16 protein-coding genes are annotated in these 19705 nt (G+C 73.2%); 6 read left to right on the top strand and 10 right to left on the bottom strand.

Going from position 1 to position 19705, the window contains the following annotated elements:
• Position 1 precedes the first annotated feature (1 nt).
• From ACFV57_RS32790 to ACFV57_RS32775, 4 genes are all read right to left on the bottom strand, one after another.
• On the bottom strand, positions 2-2932 hold the full coding sequence (locus ACFV57_RS32790) for an ATP-binding protein (RefSeq protein ID WP_385239672.1): 2931 nt from the start codon (positions 2930-2932) through the stop codon (positions 2-4).
• A gap of 263 nt (positions 2933-3195) precedes the next feature.
• Positions 3196-4572, bottom strand: a complete 1377-nt coding sequence (locus tag ACFV57_RS32785) for a protoporphyrinogen/coproporphyrinogen oxidase (protein WP_385239670.1) — start codon at positions 4570-4572, stop codon at positions 3196-3198.
• 149 nt (positions 4573-4721) lie between these two features.
• The gene (locus tag ACFV57_RS32780) at positions 4722-5807 is read right to left on the bottom strand and encodes a terpene synthase family protein (protein WP_385239668.1); all 1086 of its coding nucleotides are present in this window, start codon (positions 5805-5807) and stop codon (positions 4722-4724) included.
• Between the two features lie 118 nt (positions 5808-5925).
• The gene (locus tag ACFV57_RS32775) at positions 5926-7440 is read right to left on the bottom strand and encodes a cytochrome P450 (RefSeq protein ID WP_385239666.1); all 1515 of its coding nucleotides are present in this window, start codon (positions 7438-7440) and stop codon (positions 5926-5928) included.
• A 541-nt stretch (positions 7441-7981) separates the two neighbouring features.
• Between ACFV57_RS32775 and ACFV57_RS32770 the strand changes: the two genes are divergently transcribed.
• The 5 genes from ACFV57_RS32770 (at position 7982) to ACFV57_RS32750 (ending at position 12617) form a co-directional block, all read left to right on the top strand.
• Positions 7982-8230: a hypothetical protein gene (locus ACFV57_RS32770; protein ID WP_385239664.1), complete on the top strand. Its 249-nt coding sequence runs from the start codon at positions 7982-7984 to the stop codon at positions 8228-8230.
• A 65-nt stretch (positions 8231-8295) separates the two neighbouring features.
• Positions 8296-9093, top strand: coding sequence for a DUF2637 domain-containing protein (locus ACFV57_RS32765; RefSeq protein ID WP_385239662.1), 798 nt, complete (start codon positions 8296-8298; stop codon positions 9091-9093).
• A 424-nt stretch (positions 9094-9517) separates the two neighbouring features.
• Positions 9518-10201: a hypothetical protein gene (locus ACFV57_RS32760; RefSeq protein WP_385239660.1), complete on the top strand. Its 684-nt coding sequence runs from the start codon at positions 9518-9520 to the stop codon at positions 10199-10201.
• A gap of 244 nt (positions 10202-10445) precedes the next feature.
• Positions 10446-11660, top strand: a complete 1215-nt coding sequence (locus ACFV57_RS32755) for an RICIN domain-containing protein (RefSeq protein WP_385239658.1) — start codon at positions 10446-10448, stop codon at positions 11658-11660.
• A gap of 219 nt (positions 11661-11879) precedes the next feature.
• A complete protein-coding gene (locus ACFV57_RS32750) occupies positions 11880-12617 on the top strand; it encodes a dienelactone hydrolase family protein (protein WP_385239656.1) in 738 nt (245 codons plus the stop codon).
• Positions 12618-12695: 78 nt separating this feature from the next.
• Here the strand turns inward: ACFV57_RS32750 and ACFV57_RS32745 are convergent, their stop codons facing one another.
• From ACFV57_RS32745 to ACFV57_RS32720, 6 genes are all read right to left on the bottom strand, one after another.
• Positions 12696-13142, bottom strand: coding sequence for a nitroreductase family deazaflavin-dependent oxidoreductase (locus ACFV57_RS32745; protein WP_385239654.1), 447 nt, complete (start codon positions 13140-13142; stop codon positions 12696-12698).
• A gap of 110 nt (positions 13143-13252) precedes the next feature.
• Positions 13253-13492 carry a DUF397 domain-containing protein gene (locus ACFV57_RS32740; protein WP_385239652.1) on the bottom strand — a complete coding sequence of 80 codons (240 nt, stop codon included), beginning with the start codon at positions 13490-13492 and terminating at the stop codon, positions 13253-13255.
• Between the two features lie 69 nt (positions 13493-13561).
• Positions 13562-14743, bottom strand: a complete 1182-nt coding sequence (locus tag ACFV57_RS32735) for a thiolase domain-containing protein (protein WP_385239650.1) — start codon at positions 14741-14743, stop codon at positions 13562-13564.
• Entirely contained in the window at positions 14740-15867 is a 1128-nt protein-coding gene (locus ACFV57_RS32730; protein WP_385239648.1) for a thiolase domain-containing protein, read from the bottom strand. Before ACFV57_RS32730 ends, ACFV57_RS32735 begins: the two co-directional genes overlap by 4 nt.
• Positions 15867-16829, bottom strand: a complete 963-nt coding sequence (locus tag ACFV57_RS32725) for a Zn-ribbon domain-containing OB-fold protein (protein ID WP_385239646.1) — start codon at positions 16827-16829, stop codon at positions 15867-15869. The genes ACFV57_RS32730 and ACFV57_RS32725 overlap by 1 nt, the downstream gene beginning before the upstream one ends.
• Positions 16830-16955: 126 nt before the next feature.
• Complete coding sequence (locus ACFV57_RS32720; protein WP_385239644.1) at positions 16956-17756, bottom strand: crotonase/enoyl-CoA hydratase family protein; 801 nt, start codon at positions 17754-17756, stop codon at positions 16956-16958.
• Positions 17757-18013: 257 nt separating this feature from the next.
• On the opposite strand from ACFV57_RS32720, the gene ACFV57_RS32715 reads away from it, so the two are divergent.
• Positions 18014-19648 (top strand): acyl-CoA synthetase, encoded by a 1635-nt coding sequence (locus ACFV57_RS32715; protein ID WP_385239643.1) that lies wholly within the window; start codon positions 18014-18016, stop codon positions 19646-19648.
• Positions 19649-19705: the final 57 nt, after the last annotated feature.

Genomic DNA, 19705 nt, shown 5'->3' with positions numbered 1-19705 from the left:
GTCAACCCCGCGGCGGCTCGGCCGGCGCGACGACCGGGACGGCCGTCCGCAGCAGTCGCGGCAGGCCCGTGTAGTCCGTGCCCATCTTGCGGCAGACACTGGACAGCAGGCGGGTCACGACCGTCTCGGGGGTGGCCATGTCCTCGGCGATGCGGCCGGTGGGCCAGCCCTGCGCGAGGCGCTCGGCCGCGGCCCGCTCCTGGGCGGTGAGGGCGTCGGTGCCGGTGCTGTGGAGCTGGTGCGGGCGCAGTCCGGCCGCGGACAGCTCGTCGCGGGCGCGTTCCGCCAGGCCGTCGGCTCCGCAGTGGACCGCGCCCTCCAGTCCGCGGTAGAGGCGTTCGGCGGCGTCCTGGGGCAGGCCGGCCCGGCGCAGTGCCGCGCCGTGGTCGACCAGGGCCTCGGCCAGCGCGTAGCCGGCGGGTGAGTGCTCCAGTTCCCGTACGGCCTCGGCGAGCAGCTTCAGTGCCCGTCCGCCGCCGATCACGGTGGCGGCGCAGTGCAGTGCCTCGCCGACGGCCGTCGCGGTGCCGAACCTGCGGGCTCGTCGTACGCCTTCCTCGGCCATCTGGACGGCGCGCGGGCTGTCGGTGAGCGCGGTGGCGCGGGCGAGGTGCAGCTGCCAGGGGCACCAGGCGGGGTTGCGCATCCCGCGGGCGTCCAGCCGCCTGCCGACCGCCTTGAGGTGGTGTTCGGCGTGCCGGTGCAGTCCGCGGGCCAGCAGCAGTTCGCTGTAGACGGTGCGGGAGTCGGGGTAGACGACGGCGTTGGGCACGATGTCGCCGTAGCTGAAGTGGTCGGCGAGTTCCTGGGCGTCGTCGAGCCGGCCGCGGGCGAGCAGGATCTCGATGAGGATGCCGATGGCGTACCACTGGGCGGGCACGGCGCCGCCGACCCGCTCGGCGATCCGCAGTCCCTCGCGCACCAGGGCCTCGGCCTCGGTGAGCGCGCCGCGGCGGTAGCGGATGTAGCCGAGCAGGGCGTGGCCGAAGGCCAGGTGGGCGCCGCGCCAGCCCTTGCGCTCGCACTCGGCCATGCCGCGGGTGAACAGTTCCTCGGCGCGGCCGGGCTGGTCGCAGTACATGAACGTCATGGCGACGGCGACCGGGACCTCGAACCCGCGGTTGTCCTCGGTCCAGCTGAGCCCGCCGACCAGTGCCGCCTCGGCGTAGCGCAGGGCGGTGACGGCGGGCTCGCCGTGCACCACGCAGTCCCAGGCGCGCAGGCCGAGGATGTAGCGCTCGGCGAGGCCGTCGCCGGTCAGGTGGTCGGCGAGCCGGGCCAGCCTGCGGGAGCGGGCGGCGGAGTCGGGCTCGTCGGCGCGGAAGGCGCTCCACACGAAGTTCTCGGCCTGCATCCGCAGCCGGGTGCCGGGCAGGCTGGTGCGCCGGGCCTCCTCGGCGGCGACCGCCGCGGCCTCGGAGACCTGGTCGGTGTGGGCGAGGGCCTGGGCCAGCCGGTAGGTGATGGCTTCGCGCAGCTCCGGGTCGACGTCCGGTTCTTCGAGGGCCTCGCGGAGGTAGTTGACGGTGACCTCGGGAGCGGCGAGGAAGGTGGCGGCGCCCAGTTCGAAGAGGACGGCGGCGCGGTGCTCGGGCGAGGGCGGCTCCCGCAGGGCGCGGGCCAGGAACCGGCGGGCGGCGTCGGGCGCCCCGGCGCGTGCGTACTCCCGCGCGGCCTGGCGCAGCCGGGAGACGACCCAGTCGTCTCCCTGGCAGGGCACTTCCAGCAGGTGCCGCGCGGCGACCGTCGGGCCGAGTCCGGCTTCCACCACGGCTTCGGCGGCCATGTTGTGCATACCGACGCGCAGCGCGGTCGGGATCGCCCGGTGGACGGCGGTGGCGATCAGCGGGTGGGCGAACTGCAGGATGTCGTCCGTGGCCCCGGCCGGGGCCAGGATGCGGGCCTCGCGCAGTCGGCCGACGGTGTCCGCCGTCGACTCGGTGCCGAGCGCGGCCACACCGGCGGTGACCTCGGGTGTGGCCGAGGTGCCCAGGACGGCGACCGCCCAGGCGAGGCGGACGGCGGCGCCGCCGAGCCGGTCCAGCCGGTCGACCAGGCCCTTGCCCTTGACGGCCGAGGCGAGTTCGCGCAGAGCGGCCAAATCGTCCCGGCAGCCCTTGAGGCCGCGTTCGCGCAGACCGGCGGCGAGTTCCACGGCTTCGAAGGGGTTGCCGTCGGTGACCGCCCAGCATTCGGTGCAGAACTTGTCCTCGGCCGTCTCGCCGATCGCGTCGCGGATGATGCTGGCGACCGCTTCGCAGGTGAGGGCGGTGAGGGAGAACGGGCGGCTGGCATGGCGCTCGGCGAGCTTGCGGAACGGGGCGGCGTCGCGCGGCAGTTCCTCGGGCCGGTAGGCGACGACCACGAGCATCGGCAGGTCCTCGGCGCGCGGCGCGAACGCGGTGAGCCAGCCCAGGGACTCCTGGTCGGCCCAGTGGGCGTCGTCCAGGATCAGGACGGTGGGCGCCTGCTGGACGGCGAGGCGGGTCACCAGCCAGTCCAGGCCGTCGCGTACACCGGTCGGGTCGGGCACGCTGCCGCCCGCGTCGGCCACGAGACCGAGGGCCGGGGCGACGATGTCGTACCAGCTGCCGAGGACGGTGCGGGAGGCGGCCTCGTCGTACGCGGCCAGGGCCGGCTGCACGAGCTGGCGTACGACGTGGAAGGCCATGCCGTGTTCCTGCTCGTCGCCGCGTGCGGACAGCACGGTGCAGCCGTGGGCCGCGGCCCGGGTGCGGACCTCGGCGAGCAGGGCGGTCTTGCCCATTCCGGCGGACGCCGCGAACGAGAGCAGGCCGCCGCGCCGGACGGTGGCGGGCCCGCCACCGGGGCCGCAGAGCCGTTCCAACGCCGTCTCCAGCGCGTCGAGTTCGGCATTGCGTTCGAGCAGTCCCCGCCGTGCGTCGCGTGCGTGCTCCCAGCCGTTGGCCATGACCGAATCCGTTCGCCGCGTGGGTCTCCCGCCCGCCGCGAGTGCGGGCCCGTACCGGCCGCACTCTGCCTGCGATAGCGCAGAGCGTACGCCCTTACGGACGCGCGGTAACCAGGATGAGTGACACGCCACGCTCCGGCGGCCGGGCCGTGCTACGCGCGCCCGCATATAGCGGTTCCGGCCATTCCGATCCACCCGTAAGCGGTCACACTTACGGGTGAATCGGTTGTGCACGGGGGAAGTCGCGCCGTCCGGTGCGCGGATCAGCGGTGCACCGGCGTGAGCGCCCCCTCGGACCGCAGCCGGGTCAGCAGGTTGCGGGCGGCCCGCTCCCCCGAGCACACACTGCTGTTGGTGGTGGAGTGGCCCAGGTGGTCGCCGCCGGCGAGCTGGACGCGGCCGCGGGCGTCGAATCCGGCCGCGAACCGGGCGATGGCGCGGTAGTCACCCGGCCGCCGGCCGATCAGGCACGGCGAGACACGCCAGATGTGCGTCATCGTGGTGTGGCGGTCCAGTTCGGGCAGGATGCCCAGCCGCCGCACACCCGCCAGGACGTGGTCCACCACCTTGTCGTCCCCCAGGTCCCAGTTGCGGTCCGACCAGGCGCCGCGCAGATGCGTCATCACCAGCCCGGTCCCTTCCGGCACGCGCTGCGGGGAGAGGTTGTGCTCCAGCACGAAGGCGCAGAGGTCGGGGTGTTCGACACGGGACGCCTGCACCAGCATCGCCCGCTCCCGCGTGGGACGGTCCAGCCCGAAGGCGACGTGGATGCTGCGGGCGTACGGCGCGTCATCCAGGAACTCGCGCTGTTCGGAAGTGAGTTGCGCGTACAGGGGCGGCACCTGTGGCGGTGGCACGGCCAGCACGCAGGCGGCGGCGGTCTCCAGGCGTTCCGCCTCGCCCGGCCGTTGCCAGGTGACGGCCACCTCGTCCCCGCGGTCCTCGACCGAGGTGACCTGGGCGCGGTATTCGACGGGGAGCTGCCGGGCCAGCCCCTTGGGCAGGAAACCGACACCCTCCCGGGAGGTGAAGAAACCGCCGCCGCACAGGATGACGTCGATGAAGACGAACGGCATCGCGGCGGAGACCTCTTCCGGCTCGCCCAGGCACAGTCCGGAGACGAGCGGGTCGAGCAGGTACTCCAGCGTCTCGGGCCGCAGGCCGCGGCGGGTGGCGTACTGGTGGACGGACTCGAAGTCGGCGGCGGCCATCGTGGACATGTCGTGCGGTGTCAGCAGGGGACGCATGCGGCGGTAGTCGCGCAGCAGCTTGGCGACGTCGCCGAGGGGAAAGCTGGTCAGCAGTCCGCCGGTGGCGAGCTGCCGGCGCGATCCCAGCCGGACGCGGGCGACCTGCCCGCCGCGCACCAGTCCGAACAGATCGGAGCCGGGCACGACCTCGCCCGCCAGTCCGGCGTCGGCGATCAGGCGGATCAGTTCGCGGTAGCTGTTGATGAGGATGGTCGCCGCCCGGTTGACGGCGAATCCCGAGACGTTGACGGTGGCCATCCGGCCGCCGGCCGCCTCCGGTCCGGCGCTCTCCAGGACGACGGTCTCGCATCCGGCCTGCTGGAGCCGGAAAGCCGCGGACAGGCCGGCGATACCGCCGCCCACCACGACGACACGGGGCTTTGCACTCACTCCGGTTCACCCTTCCTGCCGGTGCCCGGCGCGCCCGCCGAGGGGCGTCGGCGCGGGTACCGGAACGTTCGACAAGACCGAATGGTCCGAGGGGGCCGCCGGGACGGGCCGGCCCCCGTGGACCGCGGAGCCGGGGGGAAGCCCCGGCCTCACACCGCGGGGCTCAGCTGGTCCCACCACCACGCGACCGGGCGCAGCGGCAGCGGTTCGAGACTCCCATCGCTGGGCGAGTCGGCCCAGACGCCGAACGCGGGTGCCGGGTCGGGGGCGGCACCCGGGTCAGTCCGGTAGCGCGGGGAGACGGCGCTGTAGTCCAGGTTGCCCCGGATGAAGTGGTCCAGCTGCCCGAGGTAGCACCGCACCTCGGGTGCGGCGCGCACGGCGGTCTGCTCCCGCAGCGCGACGTACAGGCACATCAGACGGTCGTGCAGCGCGGCAGCCCGGGTCATCGCCTCCTGGGGCGGCACCCGCAGTTCGTGCTCCAGGACGCCGACGAGGTTGGACTCCAGGGACTGTTCCTTGACCTCCCGGTGGTAGGAGTAGACGTCGTTGGCGAAGGTCACCAGGGCCGAGGCGATCTGGGTCAGGGCTCGTATTCGGGGTGTCTCCGCCTCCTCGTTGGGCAGCGAGGTGCCCTCCGCCATCTCGATGACGGCGATGGACGCCTTGGTGCCGCGGTCCCGGGGGCCGATGACGAGGTACTCCTCCAGGCTCGGTACCGTCCCGGAGGCCCGCTGGCCCATGCCGACGCACGCGGCGAGAAACCATTCGGCAACGCCGTCGACCCACCGTCGTACGACCGTGCCCGAGGCGTGCCGCCGGTAGCGGTGCGAGACCTCGCCGAAGGCCGCGGTGTAGGGGTCGGTCATCCGGTCGTCGGTGGTCTCGGGGTGGTCGGCTCCGTGGATCACCTGGACGGCCATCGGGAGGAAACGTTCCGGGTGCCGGCTGAAGAGCCCGCCGTCCAGATAGACGTCGTCCAGCAGCAGGCCCAGGCAGGACCAGTCGGCGCCGATCTGCAGCGGGGTGGTGGCGCCGTCGGGGGCGATCCGGCACGCCCACTCGGCGGTGCGGTTGGCCAGTACCTGTGCGTGGTGGAAGTCGTTGTCGCAGAACCCGAACCGTGCCATCCAGTCCACCACCCGCTGCTCGATACCGGCGGTCTCGTGGTGCGGCGCCGCGGGGATGGGGCAGTACAGCTGGGGGACGACGACGGCGCGGTACGCAGCCGTCACGTCGTCCGGATCGTCGTCCGTCCGGGCCTCTGGTGACGGAACCCGGGCCCACCTGGAGGCGGGAAACCCGTGTTCCGGTGCGCCATAGCCTGTTGCCTGCATCGTTCTCTCTCCATGTTCACGGTGCTTCAGATGGCACAGCCGTCGCCGCGCCGCCCGGTCCGCCACGGGGCTCGCAGACCATGGGCAGCGGGCCCGGGCTCAGCACGGCCGCCGGGACCGGTCGTACGGTCCTGGCGGAGGCTGGGCGCAGGCGCCAGCGCGCGGCGATGGCGGCAAGGGCGAGGACGGCTTCGGTCATCGCGAAGTGGTCGCCGATGCACTTGCGGTTGCCGGCGGCGAAGGGGAGCATCGCACCGCTCGGAACGCTTCCTGCCCGTTCCGGCAACCATCGGTCGGGGTCGAACCGTTGGGGGTCGGGGAAGGCCACCGGGTCCTGGTGCAGCACGTACGCGCTGTACAGGACGGTGCTTCCCGGGGGCAGCCGGTGGCCGGCCAGGGTGGTCGCGGTGGTGGTCACGCGGGTCAGCGCCCAGCCGGGCGGATACATGCGCAGGGCTTCGGTGACCACGCGGCGGGCGTGGCCGAGCCGGGGCAGGTCGCCGGGGGCGGGCGGTCGGCCGGCGAGCACGGAGTCCACTTCGGCGTGCAGCCGGCGTTCCTCCTCCGGATGGGTCGCCAGGAGGTGGAGGGTCCAGGCGAGCGCCAGCGCGGTCGTCTCGATCCCGGCGACCAGGAAGGTCATCAGCTGGTCGTGGGCCTCTTGGTCGGTGAGCGGTTCCTTGGCGTGGGGTGCCTCCCGGTGCGTGGGCGGGGCGGTGGGGTGCTCCGGTCCGCGGCCGTCCGCGCAGGCGTCCGGTGCGGGGTCGTCGTCGGTGGCTTCCAGGAGCGTGGCCAGCAGGTCGTCGTGGTCCGCGGTGCTGCCGCGGCGTTCGGCGATGATGTGGTCGATGATGTGGTGCAGCCGGGACAGGGCCCGGCCGAAGCGGCGGTTGCCGGGGGTGGGGAGCTTGTAGAGGGGGCCGAGGGGGACCACGGCGCGCAGCAGTACGCCGCGCATGACGGTCGCCAGGCACCCGCGCACCTCGGCCGCGATGCCCGGGTCGAGGGAGGTGGACATCAGCACGCCGGTCGTCACCCGGGCGGAGAGGTCCAGCATCGCGTCGGTGACGTCCAGCGTCCGGCCGGGCCGCCACTGCCCGACGGCGGCGGTGATCTCGGCGCTCATGACCGTGGCGTAGTCGGCGATCCGGGAGGGCCGGAAGCAGGGCTGGGCCAGCCGGCGTTGTCTGCGGTGCGCGCTCTGGGGGCAGGTGACCAGGCCGTTGCCGAGCACCATGCGCATCGTGTCGTACAGCGGACCGCCCTTGTCGTACGTGCGCGGGTCCATGAGGATCTGCTGCACCAGGGCCGGGTCGCAGGCCAGCCAGACGCGCTGCGGTCCCAGCCGGATCGCGACCAGGTCGCCGTGGGCGGGCAGCGAGGCCAGGAAGTCGAGCGGGCGCCGCCACAGCGGGAGCGCGTGTCCCAGCAGCGGTGCGGCGCCGGGTGCCGTCGAGACGACCCAGGAGTCAGGGCCGGCGGCCGCGGGGCCGTGCGGTGTGCGTGGACCCGCCTCTCCACGTATTGCCATCGGGGACCACCTCGTTCGGCCGGTGTTCCGGACGGCGGTCGGACGGCGCCCGGGAACGGAAGGGGACAGGTAGGTGTGATGCACCATTACCTACCCGGGCCGCCCAACCGGTCCCATGGACATACCTTGTTGAGGGGGCGCGTCGGAGTGGGGCGCGGCTCACCGGTGCGCATACGCTGAAACGGTCCGCCGCGCGCCGGAGCCGCCGCCACGTCGGCAGTAACGTATCTCCTCCGAGGTGGGCGCCCTGGGGCGGACAACCGTTCGCAAGGCGGTGGTCACGCGCCGGGGCCGCGCCCGGCAAACACGCCGTCATGTGCCGTGGTGACGCGCCACAGGGGACGGTGGTATAGGGCCCGACGGACGTGGCCGGAAGGCGCACGGCACGGCGGGCGGTGGCCCGGTGGCGCACGGCACCGGCGGCGGACCGTGCGAATCATCCACCTTTCCGATCACCTCCTCTTCGTACCCTCCACGTCTCCTTGAGTTCATTAGGACCGGGTACCCGTCCCTTTGTGTCGGCCCAATTCGTTCCGCAGGTATGCCTGACACTCCTGTGGATCAGCCGGTACGACGTCTCGGCCGGCGCTTCTTCAAGCCCGTTGGCATCTCCGACTCCCCCGCGAACGACCGGCCGACGGCCGACCCGGAATGCGAAAGGGAATACTTCCGCCCGGAACTCTCCGCCGATCTGCTGGACCGTCTCGGCGCGGAACTCGACCGGATCAAGGCCACTTTGTGGACGCAGCACAGCGAAGCCGAGTACGGCGCGGGCCCCCGGCGGTGCTGAGGACGGCACGCGCCGCCTGACAGTCCGGGCCTCGACGCCGCCGCCCAGCCCGCAGGGAAGTTGCCGTGTACGATCCCCCCACCCTCCACCTGCTGATGCCGTCCACCGCCGACGGGTACCGGATTCCCGCCCAAGTCACCTCCGAGCCCGACCTGACGGCCGCGTTCGGCCTCGCCGACGGCCCCCTCTTCCGGGACCAGCCGGCCCACGAGGGCCTGGCCGACGCCTATGACGCCTACGACGCGGCGCCGATGGTCGTCCCCGACGACCTCGACGCCGAGCTGGCGCAGCTGCTGGACACCGCCGAACAGCCCGCCGTGACCGCCGAGGTGCCGGCGTCCGAGCGGCACAGCCACCGCAAGCCGACCTTCCCGCACGCCGGCCGCGGCGCCCGGGAAGGCTTCGGCCTCTCGTGGCGGCGCACCCTCAGCCTGGTCACCGTGGGGCTGACGTCCTTGATCGTCATGGCGGTCGCCCTGCTCGCCGCGGTGGCGTCCTACCCGCCGCTGCGGGCACTGGCCGGCGAGGCCGCCTCGCCGCGCATCGCCCAGCTGTGGCCCCTGCTGGTCTACGGGCCGTGGGTCGCCGCCATCCTGTCCATCCTGCGGGCCCGCACCCACCGGCGCCGCACCACCCACTCGTGGTGCGTCGTGATCTTCTTCGCGGCGGTGGCGACGGTGCTGTGCATCGCCAAGGCCCCCACCACCCCGGCGGGGATCACCGTGGCGGGGCTTCCGCCGGTCACCGTGCTGCTCTGCTTCCACCAGCTCATCCGCCAGCTCGAACCGGGGCCCGCGGTCACGCCGGTCACCCGGCACGCGTATTCCAAGAGCGGCGCCCACCGGCACCGTTCCGGCCGCTGAAGCCCGTCGCCCCGGCGGCCCCCGCGAGGGAGGCGCCGGGGCGCGGCGGTCCTTCCGTTTCCGTATTCCCGGGCATGGTTCTTTCCGGTCGCCGGAGCGCTCGGACGGCGGCCGGGAAAGTACGCCACCCCTTACTTCGGCATTGCCGGAAATCACGTGTCCGGACGGTCCGCTGATCCTTCGATCACTCTGCTGACCGGGCACGTTCCGGCCTGTTCCGGAACGCCGGCGGCTTTCTCCTCGATTTCGCGGCGGCATTCGCCGGGAGGTCCGTACTCCACGCCCCCGAATGCGCCCGGCTGTCTGGAGGAAACTCCGCAGCAGAAACGTTGGTTTGACCCGGCTGAGCGTATCCGGGAATTCCGTGATTCGTTGGGGGATGCGTGAACCCATGCTTCAGTGCCCGACGAAGGAGTGTGCAGCGATGGCCGTGAGTTGGGCGAAGAGGATCGCTGTCACGGAGCCGGCCCCGAAACCCGTTCGCTACGCCCGCTATCTCGCGCCGCACTGGCAGGGGCTGCTCCGGGTGGACAGCGAGAACGGAATCGGCATCGTGCCGGCCGTCGCGTTCTTCGGCGTGCTCGCCTCGGTCCTCTTCGGCGCGGGCGGCGCGGGGGTGGCGCTGCTGGTCGACGTGGCCACGGACCGCGACCATCTGGCCCGCGCCTGGGTGGCGTTCGACCTCGTGGCCGCCGTGGCGCTGTCCGTCTCGTACTGGCTCGTCGGCCGGTACGGACTGCGGTTCTACGACACCGACCCCGCCACCAACGACCTGTGGCGGCTGATCACCGTCGCCAACACCGCCTGGCGGTCGCTGCCCCGGTCGCACCGTACGGCCCAGAGGCCGAGGCTGCGCGCCGTGAACACCGCCGCGCGCATCCTGCTGGCCGACCCCGCGGACACCCGTACGCACCAGATGCTGCACGCGCACGCGGACGTCCTGCGGCACCTGGCCACCACGGTGCTCGCGGACAGCCGTCCCGACCAGCCGCCGGAGCCCCCCGGCGCGTACGCGGCACGCGCCGCCGAGCCGGGTCCCCGGCACGAGCCCGGTCCCGTGCCGGGCACCTCGCTGGAGCGCGCGTCCTCCATTCCCCACCAGTCCTGATTCCGGTCCCGTGGCCGACGGCCTTCGTTCCTGCGTGCGGTTCCGGTCGTTGCTGGTGCGCGCAGCCGGAACGGCGGGGCGCGGCCGCCGGGAAACGGGCCTTGTGGGCGGTGGGTCCCCGGGCCGGGGACGGGACCTGACCTTGGCCGGGTCTGGTGGCCGTACCGTCGCGTCCGGGGGTGCGGCCTCATAGGGTGGAACGCCGGAACCGGAACTCTTTTCCGTCCGCTCCCAGGAGGTTCCCGTGAGCGTCAGCGCCAAGGGCACGTACCTGATCAAGAACGCGAGCAGCGGCCTGTACCTGACCGTCAGGGGCCACACGAAACAGTCACCGGCGGACATCGTGCAGGAGAGGCTGCACGACTGGCCGCAGCGGGCGGCCCAGGCGTGGCGGCTGGAGTCCGCGCCGGGCGGCGAGCACACCTTCCGGGTGCAGAACCAGCACAGCGGCGGGTACCTCCAGGTCCGCAGGTACAGCAAGGACAAGGGGGCGCCGCTGGTTCAGGAGCACCTGGAGGAGAACAGCCCGGCGTACCGGAGCCAGACGTGGCAGCTCGTCGAGGAGGACCCGTACCGGATCTCCAACCTGCACAGCGGGCTGTGGGTGAACGTGCGGGACCACGCCGCCGTCGCGGGCGCCGTGATCGAGCAGTCGACGGAGAGCACCGCCGCCTACCGCAACGCCGAGCAGTGGACCTTCGAGCCGGTCGAGGCGCGCGGCGGTGACCCGGTCTTCGACGCGCTGTCCGGGCTGCTGGTGGAGCCCGGCGGCGGCATCGTCTCCACCGTGACGCACGTCTTCAAGGCGTCGCTGGAGGCCGCCGGGGGTGTCTTCGGCACCGTCGCGAAGTACGTGCCGGGCGACACCACGCCGTTCGTACGGTTCGAGGGCTTCCGCGGTGACGAGGTCATCCGGTTCTCCTCCCGCAACCGCGTCGAGGAGGGACCGCGGAAGATCAGCACGCGGTTCCCGCACCTGCCCAAGGAGTTCCACGGCGGCTTCGACTTCGTCACCCGGGCACCGCGGCGCAGCGACCGGACCTACCTCGGGGTCAAGGGTGATCTGACGATCGCCTTCTCCGACAAGGGCAACGACGGCATCGACCGGACCGAGGACTACTTCCCGTCCCGGGAACTGGAGCCGTACGGGCGGGTCCTGGAGGCGGCGCCCGCGCGGCCCGACGACTCGCAGTACCTGCTGTTCTGCGAGCAGGCCACGGTGCTGATCGACGACCGGTTCCGCGCGCCGGACCTCCGCGAGGTGCAGCCGGTGCCGCTGGGCCAGCTGCCCAAGGGCTGGCAGGCCCCGGACGCGGTCGCCTCCGCGACCGTGGGCGACGAGGTGCACTTCTTCGCCGCCAAGGGCACCGAGTACACCGTCTTCACCCTGCGCGACCTGGTCCAGGGGCCCGCGCCGGTCCTGAACGCCTACCCGTTCCTGCTGGGGCTGTGGGCGTAACAGGCCGGCCTCGCGCGGCCGGGTGACCGGCGGCTGTCTCCGCCGGTCACCCGGTTTCCGCCCGGCTGCCGCCGCTACGGGTGTCGGCGTGGTCGCCGCCGCCCGCCACGGTCGGACGAGTTGGCGGAAGGCGGGTGCGCGGAACGGGTCACCCGCGCCGTTCCGCCGACGGCGGAACACCGGCCGGACCGGGCTGGACGATCACTACAGTCCGGTCTCATGACGAAGATCACGACGCGTACGGTCGAGTACCCGGCCGACGATTTGACGATGATCGGGCACCTCGCGCTCCCGGCCGGTGCCGACCGCCGGCCCGCGGTGCTGCTCGGACCGGAGGGCACGGGGCTCAGCGACGTCGAGCGCCGCCGGGCCGAGGCTCTCGCCGAGCTGGGATACGTAGCGCTGGCCTTCGACCTTCACGGCGGTCGCTATTTGGGTGACCCCGAGGAGATGCTGGCCCGTTGCATGCCCCTGCTCGCTGATCCCGGCCGGATGCGGGGCATCGGCCATGCGGCGCTCGACGTGTTGCGCACCGAACCGCGGACCGACCCCGACCGGATCGCCGCCGTCGGCTACGGCACCGGGGGCGCCGTCGGGCTGGAACTCGGGCGCGACGGCGTCAGCCTGCGCGCGATCGGGACAGTCAACGCACTGACCACGGGCCGACCGGGCGAGGCGGCGCGCATTCGCTGCCCGGTGTGGGCCGGGGTCGGGTCGGAAGACCCGATCATGCCGCCCGCGCAACGGGCGGCGTTCACCGCGGAGATGCAGGCGGCAGGCGTCGACTGGCGCCTCACGGTCTACGGAGGAGCCCTTCACGCCTTCCACCACCCGCCGGTCGACCACACCGTGCGTCCCGGCGTCGGCTACCACCCGCGGCACGCGCAGCGCGCCTGGCGCGACGTCGTCGACCTGCTCGCCGAGTGCCTGCCCGTGACGGAGGACCTGGGGGAATGACCCAGGCAGGCCGGCGCCGGGCAGGACCTCCACGGTGATCACCGCGACCTGCGGCGGGCCACTCCGGCGGTCACACCCCTACCCCGTGCGCGGGTCCAGCACGAAGACGGGGATCACGCGGGCCGTCTTCTCCTGGTATTCGGCGTACGGCGGATACGCGGCGACCGCGCGCTCCCACCACTCGGCCTTCTCCTGCCCCGTGACCTCCCGGGCCGTCATGTCCTGCCGTACGGCGCCGTCCTGGAGCTCGACGTGCGGGTCGGACCTGACGTTGAAGTACCAGACCGGGTGACGCGGGAAGCCGCCCTTCGAGGCCACCGCCGCGTACCGCCCCGCGTGCTCCACGCGCATCAGCGGGATCTTGCGGAGCCTGCCGCTCTTCGCGCCGCGCGTCGTGAGGATGACGACGGGCAGGCCCGTGTCCCAGAGCGTCGTCCCCCGCGTACCGCCCGAACTCTCGTACAGCTCGACCTGTTCACGCACCCACTGTGCCGGACTCGGCTCGTACACGCCCTCAAGAGGCATCGCGGTCCCCTCGTCGTCGCTTGCGGATGGTGGTGCGCAGTTCAGCACAAGCCCGCCGTGGCGGCGAGGCCTCCGCTCTCCCGCTGTCGCGGACGGCACGCCCCGGGCCGTCAGGTGAGGTCGAACTCGCCGTCGCGGGCGCCGAGGACGAAGCCGCGCCACTCGGCCGGGGTGAAGACCAGCGCGGGCACGTCCGGCGTCCGCCGGTTGCGCATCGCGATCCAGCCCTCGACGAAGGCGACCTGCACATCGCCCATGCCCTGGCTGCTCGACTGCCACGCGGCTCCGCTCAGGTCCGGCTCCGGCCTGGTTCCGTCCGCGAGCCGCTGTTCGATGATGCTCTCGGCCACGTCGCTGCTCCTCCCGGTTCGGCGTCGCGGTCAGCCTAGCCACCGTGCCCGGTGTCGGACAGGGCGCGCTCACATGACCGGCGGTTCCGCGCCCACCAGCCACATCGAGAAGAACTGCGAGCCGCCCCCGTACGCGTGCCCCAGCGCCCGGCGCGCCCCGGTGACCTGGTGTTCGCCGGCCCGGCCGCGTACCTGGAGGGCCGCCTCGGCGAAGCGGATCATGCCGGAGGCGCCGATGGGATTGGCGCAGAGCACCCCGCCGGAGGGGTTGACGGGCAGGTCGCCGTCGAGTTCGGTCACGCCGGACTCGGTGAGCTTCCAGCCCTCGCCCGGCGCGGCGAAGCCCAGGTTCTCCAGCCACATCGGCTCGTACCAGCTGAACGGCACGTACATCTCCACCGCGTCGATCTCCCGGCGCGGGTCCGTGATCCCGGCCCGCCCGTACACCGCGGCGGCGCAGTCCTTGCCCGCCTGCGGGGAGACGAAGTCCTTGCCCGCGAAGAGCGTCGGTTCGCTGCGCATCGCCCCGCCGTGCACCCAGGCGGCGGGCCCGGGGGCGCGCCGCGCGCCCGCGCGGTCGGTCAGGACCATCGCGCAGGCGCCGTCGGAGGACGGGCAGGTCTCGGAGTAGCGGACCGGGTCCCAGAGCATCGGGGACGCCTGGACCTTCTCCAGGGTGATGTCGTGTTCGTGGAGGTGGGCGTACGGGTTCTTGAGCGCGTTGCGGCGGTCCTTGTACGCGACGAGCGAGCCGACCGTGGCGGGGGCGCCCGTACGGCGCATGTAGGCGCGTACGTGCGGGGCGAAGAAGCCGCCCGCCCCGGCCAGCAGCGGCTGCTGGAACGGGACCGGCAGCGACAGCCCCCACATCGCGTTCGACTCGGACTGCTTCTCGAAGGCGAGGGTCAGTACGGTGCGGTGCACGCGGGCGGCGACGAGGTCGGCCGCGACCAGGGCGGTGGAGCCGCCGACGGAGCCCGCGGTGTGCACCCGCAGCATCGGCTTGCCGACCGCGCCGAGCGCGTCGGCCAGGTACAGCTCGGGCATCATGACGCCTTCGAAGAAGTCCGGGGCCTTGCCGATGACGACGGCGTCGATGTCCTGCCAGGTCAGCCCGGCGTCTGTGAGGGCCCGTTGTGCGGCCTCCCGGACGAGACCGGCCAGGGAGACGTCGCGGCGGGCGGCGACGTGCCGGGTCTGGCCGACGCCGACGACGGCGACGGGTTCCCTGGACGCTCGGGCGTTGCTCATCGCGGCTCCCCTTCGAGTACGGCGACCAGGTTCTGCTGGAGGCAGGGCCCCGAGGTGGCGTGCGCCAGCACCCGCCGCGCCTCGCCGCGCCGGACACGGAGCGCGGCCTCGCCGATGCGGATCAGGCCGGTGGCCATCATGGGGTTCGCGGCGAGCGCCCCTCCGGACGGGTTGACCCGTACCCCGTCGTCCAGCCGCAGCGCCTTGCGGAGCACCACCTCCTGCGAGGTGAACGGCGCGTGCAGTTCGGCCGTGTCCACCGGCCGTTCGAAGGCTCCGGCGCGCTCCGCGGCCAGCCGGGTGGACGGCGAGTCGGTGAGGTCCCGTACGCCGAGTCCGTGGGCCTCGATGCGGTGGTCCATGCCGCGGATCCAGGCGGGCCGGTCGCACAGCCGCCGCGCGGTGTCGCCGGCCGCGAGGACGACGGCCGCCGCGCCGTCACCGACGGGCGGGCAGTCACCGGTGCGCAGCGGTCGGACGACGTACGCGCCGTGCGGTACGGGGCCGCTGAGCTGGGCGTGCGGGTTGGCCGCCGCGTCTGCGCGGCTGCGCGACGCGACCCCGGCCAGCCCGGCTTCGTCCGTGTCCCCCGCGTCGATGAGGGCCTGGGCCTGGAGGGCGGCCAGGGAGACGGAGTCGGGCCACAGGGGCGCGAGGTAGTACGGGTCGAGCTGGCGGGTGAGCACGTCGCGCACCTCGCCGGACGAGGACTTGCCGTACGCGTACACGAGCGCGGTCTCGGCGTCGCCGGTCAGCAGCTTGACCCAGGCCTCGTACAGCGCCCAGGCGCCGTCCGCCTCGACGTGGGATTCGGCGATGGGCGGCCAGGCGCCGACGCTGTCCAGCGCCATGGTGAAGGAGAAGGCCCGCCCGGCCAGGTAGTCCGACGACCCCGAGCAGGTGAAGTCGATCTCTTTGGCGCGCAGTCCCGCCTGGGCCAGCGCGTCCTGGAGGACGGGCAGCAGCAGTTCGGCTTCGGAGACCTCGGCGGTGTCGCGGGTGTGGTCGCTCTGCGCGAAGGCGACGACCGCGACTTCGCGGGGCGGGGCCGGGCGCGACGGTGCGGCCTGGCCGGGGGCCGTGGCGGGGTCCGGAGCTTTGGTGGGGCCGGGGGTCGCGGGCATCAGACCAGCTCCTTGTAGCTGTCGTACCCGGCGTCGGGTTCGCCGGTGGGCCGGTAGTGGTCCGGGTAGCGGTCGCCGTCGCGCCACACCGGCTCCACCCGCAGGCCCATCCGCACCTCGTCGTACGGGATGCCGCCGATGCGCGCGTGCAGGGCCAGGTCGGCGCCGTCCAGGGCGATGTGCGCGTACACGTACGGCACCTCGATGTCGAGGTTCTTCGCCTTGATGTTGACGATGCAGAAGGTGGTGACCGTCCCTCTGGGGCCGACCTCGACGCGGTCGCGGGTGGCCACGCCGCAGGTGGGGCAGGCGCCGCGGGGCGGCACGTACACCTTGCGGCAGGAGGGGCAGCGCTCGCCGACGGTCCGGCGCTCGGCGAGGGCGGCGAGGTAGCGGGTCTGGGCGCGGCCGGGCGAGTAGGTGTAGTCGAGGCGTGCGGGGGCGGTGATGCCGGTGACCGGGTCGGTGAACTCGCCGCTGTGCGGGACGGCTTCGGCCGGCGTCCCGCCCTCGTAGGGTTCGAAGCACGCGATGTCGGTGATGGCGCCGGTACGCTCCGCCGCCCACCGGACACGGACCCGCATCCCGGTACGCACGGCGTCCGGCCCGGGTGCGTCCAGGGCGTGCAGAAGTGCCGTGTCCGCGCCGTCGAGGCGGACGAGCACCCAGGCGAACGGGGTGTCCAGCGGCTGGTGGGGGCGCGGGGCCGGGTTCCAGGCCCAGGTGGTGACGGTGCCGGTGCCGCCGACCTCGACGAGGTCGCGCAGTTCGGCCGCGGTGACCGGGTCGTACTCGACGGGCGGCACCAGCACCCGCCCGTCGCCGGTCCGCACGCCCAGGACGGTCCGCTCGCGCAGCCCGGTCAGGAAGGCGCTCTGTACGGGCCCGAGGGAGCGGGTGAACGGGAACTCGACGACGAGCGGTGCCGACAGGACGTCTGGGGTGCGGGAGGTCGGTGGCATTCGGGCTCCTCGCTTCGGTACGGGGTGGGGCGCGGCGGTGCGGGGCGGCGCCTGGTCGGGCGCGGCAGGGGCCCGGGGGGGGCGCGGCGCGCGTCGAGGCCGCCGCCGGGGTCGGGCGCGGCGCGTTCAGGCGCGCCGGAAGACGGGCGGGCGCTTCTCGGCGAAGGCCCGCGCTCCTTCCTTGGCGTCGGCCGTGTCGAAGACCGGCCAGCCGCGCTCCAGTTCGGCCTGCAGCCCGTCCTCCTCGGTCAGCGCGGCCGTCTCGTAGACGGACGCCTTGACCGCCTCCACGGCGAGCGGGCCGCACGCGTTGATCTGTGCGGCGATCTCCAGTGCCTTGCCGAGCGCGTCACCGTCCGGTACGACATGGCCGATCAGCCCGATGCGCGCGGCCTCCTCGGCGGAGTAGGGGCGGCCGGTGAGCAGCATCTCCAGGGCGTGGGTGCGCGGGATCTGGCGGGCGAGGCGGACGGTGGAGCCGCCGATCGGGAAGAGCCCGCGGCGTACTTCGAAGAGCCCGAAGGTGGCGCTCCGCCCGGCCACCCGGATGTCGGTGCCCTGGAGGATCTCCGTGCCCCCGGCGACGCAGGGTCCCTCGACGGCGGCGATGACGGGCTTGCGCGGGCGGTGGTGGCGCAGCATCGCCTTCCAGTGCAGATCCGGGTCGGCTTTCAGGCGCTCGCGGTACTGCTCGCCGTCCATGCCCCGGCCGGCCAGCGCCTTGAGGTCCATGCCGGCGCAGAAGGCGCCGCCCGCGCCGGTGAGCACGACCGAGCGCACGGTGTCGTCCTCGTCGGCCGCGGTCCAGCCGTCGTACAGGCCCACCAGCATCGGCAGGGAGAGCGCGTTCCTCGCCTCCGGCCGGTCGAGGGTGAGCACCAGGGTCGCGCCGTCGCGTGTCACGGTGAGGTGTTCGGTCCCGCCCATGCGTCCTCCTGTCCGTACGGTCGCGTGCCGTGCGCCGGCCGGCGGCCGGGCGCCGGGCGAGTGCCGGCCCGGCGCCCGTTCGCCGGGCGGGTGCCACCGGTCCGCCCCGGAACGTAGAACAGGTTGCAGTAGCCGGGGGCCGACTTCAAGAGTTTTCTGACAGTCAGTCAGTTTCCGTTGCCGTGCCCCTTCCCCCGTACGGCGCACGGCGCTCTAATGACCGCGGACCGACGCCGCCGCCCGCTTCTGGAGGAGACGTGGAATACAACCTCGCCGATCTGTTCGAGTCGGTCGTCGACACGGTTCCCGGGCGCGAGGCGTTGGTCCACCTCGACCATCCGGGCACGGGCGCGGCACGCAGACTGACGTACGCACAGCTCGACCGCGCCGCCAACCGCCTCGCCCACCACCTGCGCGACCACGGCGTCACCCCCGGCTCCCACGTCGGCCTGCACCTCTACAACGGCGTCGAGTACCTCCAGACCCTCTACGCCTGTCTGAAGATCCGCGCCGTCCCCGTCAACGTCAACTACCGCTACGTCGAAGACGAACTGGCCTACCTCTACCAGGACGCCGACCTCGTCGCGCTGGTCTTCGACGCCGAGTTCACCGGACGGGTCGCGGCCGCCCTGCCGCGCGCGGACCGGCTGCGCCACCTGATCCGCGTGGGCACGCCGCCCGCGGACGCGCCGGAGCCGCGCGTCGCGCCCGTACCGTTCACCGACGCCGAGGCCTCCGGCTCGCCCGACCGCGACTTCGGCCCGCGCTCCGGCGGCGACCGCCTCGTCATCTACACCGGCGGCACCACCGGCATGCCCAAGGGCGTGCTGTGGCGGCACGAGGACATCTTCTTCTCCGGCATGGGCGGCGGCGCGCCCACCGGCGAACCGGTACGGCGCCCCGAGGAGCTGGCCGAACGCGTCGCCGCGGGCGGCGAGGGGCTGGTCTTCTTCCCCACTCCCCCGCTGATGCACGGCACCTCCACCCTCACCGCCTTCATCGCCTTCCACTTCGGCCAGAAGGTGGTCCTGCACCGCAAGTACGTGCCGGAGGAGGTGCTGCGCACCGTCGAGCGCGAAAAGGTCACCAGCATCTCGCTGGTCGGCGACGCGATGCTGCGCCCCCTCGCGGACGCGCTGGCGGGCCCGCTCAAGGGCACCGACTGCTCCTCGCTGTTCAGCGTCAGCAGCTCCGGCGCGATCCTCTCGCCGACCGTACGGGACCAGTTCGCCGCGCTCGTGCCGGGCGCCCTGCTGCTCAACAACTTCGGCTCCTCCGAGTCGGGCTTCAACGGCACCGCCACCGAGGACGCGGGCCCCGGCCGGGGCTTCCGGTTACGCGTCAACGCGCACACGGCCGTCGTCGACCCCGCCTCCCCCGCGCACGCCCCGGTGGCGGCCGGCGAGGTCGGGCGGCTCGCGCTGCGCGGCCACGTACCGCTCGGCTACTACAACGATCCGCACAAGACCGCCGAGACGTTCTTCGAGGCGGGCGGCGAGCGGTGGGTGCTGCTCGGCGACATGGCGACGGTCGACGAGGCGGGCGTCGTCACCGTCCTCGGCCGGGGCTCGCAGTGCATCAACTCCGGTGGCGAGAAGATCTACCCGGAGGAGGTCGAGCAGGCGCTCAAGGCACATCCGGACGTGTACGACGCGCTGGTCGCCGGCGTACCGGACGAGCGGTGGGGCAGCCGGGTCGCGGCGGTCGTCCAGCTCCGCGCGGGCGCCGCGCCGCTGACCCTGGAGGCGGTACGGGACCACTGCCGTACCCGGCTGGCCGGCTACAAGGTCCCGCGTTCGGTCGTCCTCACCGAGCACATCCGGCGCTCCCCGAGCGGCAAGGCGGACTACCGGTGGGCGAAGGCGGTGGTTTCCGGGGCGAGCGCGCCCTAGGAGCCGGACCCCGCGGTTTTTGGCGGGCGCCGTTCCCGTACGGCACGGGCCGGGCTC

This window comes from Streptomyces sp. NPDC059788 (assembly GCF_042732265.1).
In the GTDB taxonomy this organism is placed as follows: Bacteria; Actinomycetota; Actinomycetes; order Streptomycetales; family Streptomycetaceae; genus Streptomyces.
Note: the sequence above shows the minus strand (reverse complement) of the source record. Positions and strands in the feature narration are given on the sequence as shown.